The sequence below is a fragment of the Arthrobacter sp. 10T44 genome, from assembly GCF_056393885.1.
In genome coordinates this window covers 1-3,325 of sequence record NZ_JBFTGT010000019.1, presented here as the reverse complement: position 1 = coordinate 3,325, position 3,325 = coordinate 1, and the positions used below count along the sequence as shown (strand labels likewise).

Here is a 3,325-nt window from a genome sequence, read left to right as displayed (position 1 = left end):
TGGCAGGCCCGGCACAATCAACCAATTCAATACAAAATTGGTATCAACAAACTTGGCACACTATTGAGTTCTCAAACAACAGACACACCCGGCACCACCCAAACCCAACGGTCCAGGATCGCTCCGGAGCAACTTTTCAAACTTACCCGGTGTCGACTTCCAAAGCAAATCCGGCTTCCCGGACCTACATCAGCAGACGAACCAGCCCCACCAGGTTTCTTTAGCGATTGAACCGCCGAAAGAACTTGGTCTTGAATTATTTTTGGGGGATTGGCCGCCTCCGGTCCTCCAGCGTTTCCGCTGTTCTCCCTCGTGGCGACTTAGAAAACAATACACCCAGTCGACGGTAACCGCAAACCCGCTTCGCGGCTGCGCCGCGGTGCCCTACGGCCGCCCCCGGAACCTCGCCGAACCGGCGCCGCACCGCCGTCGTACGGGCTCCGCACTGGCGCGGCACCGGCGCCGTTGTCGCCCGGGCGGCAACCCGGCGTCGTCAGTGGGAGCTGTATGCTCCGTCACCTTAGGCCGCTGCTGCGGATACCATCAGGGGGTGAGGGCACAACGCCGGCGCCAGATAGCAGTCCCGCTCAGTCGGCGTGTGTCCGGCCCGGCTGTGAACGGGCTTTCGCAGCACGACGTCACCGCCCGCATCGAGAGTGGGCTCGACAACCGGGTGCCGGACAAGACCAGCCGGAGCCTGTGGCAGATCTTCCGCGCCAACGTCCTCACCCTCTTCAACGCGATTGTCGGCTCAAGCTTCCTCGTGCTGCTGCTCCTCGGCCGCTGGCAGGACGCATTGTTCGGCCTGGCTGCCGCGGGCAACGCGGTGATCGGCGTGGTCCAGGAATTCCGGGCCAAAAGGTCCCTGGACCGTCTTGCGGTTTTGGATGCCCCGCGTGCACGGGTGCTGCGCGACGGCCAGATCCGGGAGATCGCCACGGCCGATGTCGTCCGCGATGATGTCCTGGTACTGCGTGCCGGGGACCAGGTGACGGCGGACGCAGCAGTGCTCGAAGCCGCCGGACTCGAGGCGGACGAATCCCTCCTCACCGGCGAATCGGACCCCGTGGCCAAAGACACCGGGTCGGACGTGCTTTCCGGATCCATCATTGTGGCCGGGCACGGCAAAGCCCGGGTGGTGCGGGTGGGTGCGGAGTCGTTCGCCAGCCGGCTCACCGCTGATGCGCGCCGGTTCTCCCTGGTGAACTCGGAGATCCGCAACAGCCTCAACCGTGTGCTTCGCTGGATAGCCTGGGCGATCCTGCCTGTCGCGATCCTTGTGGTCAACGGCGAGCTGCAGGCGCGGGGCGGTTGGCAGGATGCCGTCGCCACAGGCACCTGGACGACAGCCTTGGTAGGCGTCATCGCCAGCGTAATCGCAATGGTTCCGTTGGGCCTCGTGCTGCTGACCAGCGTGGCATTCGCCGTCGGAGGGCTCAGGCTCGCCAGCCACAAGGTCTTGATTCAGGAACTCGCTGCGGTCGAAGGCCTCGCAAGGGTGGACGTCCTCTGCATGGACAAGACCGGCACCCTGACGGAGGGCGGCCTGAGATTCGAGGCGGTTCACCAGCTGACGCCAACGCCGGATCCAGGTTGGCAACAGGCCCTCGGTTGGTTTGCCGCTGAGCCCGAGGCAAACGCCACGGCGCGGAGCCTCGGCGCCGCTTTCGAGGACGACGGCGGATTCCAGTCGATCTCCTACGTTCCGTTCTCCTCCTCCCGGAAGTGGAGCGGGGTGACCTTCGGTGGAGGCAACGGGGCGACGCCCACCTGGATTCTCGGGGCGCCGGAAATGATCCTGGCTCCGGGAAACAGCATCACCGTAGATCCGGCGCCGGGGGCAGCTGCCGGGTCCTCCGACGAACCGGCCCGGACAGCGGAGCCAGGCCATGCCGACGTGCTGCAGCAAGCCGGCAAGCTTGCCAGCACCGGCTTGCGGACGCTGCTGCTGGCCGGAGCGGACACGCCTCCGGGGGCGAGCAAGACGCCGACGCTGCCCGACGGTCTCAGGCCGGTCGCACTCCTGACGTTTCGGGAGCAGACCCGGTCCGATGCCCGGGACACCCTGGAATTCTTCCGCGCCGAGGGCGTGGAGTTGAAAATCATCTCCGGCGACGATCCGCGGACCGTCGCCGCCATCGCGCGTCGGGTTGGCCTCGACGTGGCCCAAGGCTACGACGCACGTTCGCTGCCCGAAGATCCCCTGCTTCTCGAGGAGGTGATGGGGGGCAACAACGTCTTCGGCCGCGTCAGCCCTGATCAAAAGAAGGACATGGTCGCTGCCCTGCAACGGCTTGGACACACCGTGGCAATGACCGGGGACGGGGTCAACGACGCCCTCGCCCTGAAAACGGCAGACCTTGGCATCGCCATGGATTCTGCGGCGCCGGCTACCAAGGCGGTAGCGCGGCTGGTCCTCCTCGACGGCCGCTTTGACCGGCTTCCGGAAGTGCTGGCAGAGGGTCGGCGCGTCATCGCCAACATCGAGCGGGTCTCAAGCCTCTTCCTCAGTAAGACGGCGTATTCCATTGCCATCGCCGTCAGTTTCGGACTGCTGCAGTGGCAGTTCCCGTTTCTCCCCCGCCAGCTCTCCTTCACGGACGGCCTCACAATTGGCATCCCCGCTTTCTTCCTGGCACTGATGCCGAACACCCGTCGCTATAAGCCGGGTTTCCTGCGCCGCTCACTCTGGTTCTCGCTGCCGGCCGGACTCATCGTCGCGGCCACCTTGCTTGTGCTCAATGCCATCGCGCCATCGGCGGCAGCGCCGGGGCCGGAAGCGGTGCGCTCCGCTTCCGTTCTCACCCTCACAGTGGTGGGGCTCTGGATCCTGGCGGTGGTATCCCGGCCGCTCAACGCCGGCCGGGTCGGTGTACTGGCGGCGATGTGCGCCGCCCTCGTCATTCTGCTCAACATCCCCTTGGCACAAGATTTCTTCATTCTCTCCTGGCCACCAGGCGGGCTTTTGCTCGCAGCTCTGGCAACCGGGGCCGGCGGCGGCCTCGCAATCGAGCTCCTTGCGTGGCTCCACGGCCGCAAGTTTCCCCGCTGACCATGCTGGCGGCGCCGGCTGGGTTACGAAAAAGGCCCTCTTCCGTCTGGCTCCCAGCTCGCCCAGAGATCCGGACTTGCCTTCGTCAGCTGGCCGGATCTGCGGGAGGGGCGCTATGCGTGTTTGGGGTGTTAAAAGGCTCAGGCCCCGACACTGTGTGTCGGGGCCTGGCTGTAATGGTTGTCCGGCGGTGACCTACTCTCCCACACCCTCCCGGGTGCAGTACCATCGGCGCTGTGGGTCTTAGCTTCCGGGTTCGGGATGGGACCGGGC

The 3,325-nt window shown here is 65.5% G+C and carries 1 protein-coding gene and 1 rRNA gene; one reads left to right on the top strand and one right to left on the bottom strand.

Annotated features, from left to right (window positions below):
* Positions 1-613: 613 nt before the first annotated feature.
* Positions 614-3,052, top strand: coding sequence for an HAD-IC family P-type ATPase (locus AC1DBL_RS16700; protein ID WP_476893647.1), 2,439 nt, complete (start codon positions 614-616; stop codon positions 3,050-3,052).
* 182 nt (positions 3,053-3,234) lie between these two features.
* Here the strand turns inward: AC1DBL_RS16700 and rrf are convergent.
* A 5S ribosomal RNA gene (gene rrf, locus AC1DBL_RS16695) occupies positions 3,235-3,325 on the bottom strand; the annotation flags it as partial.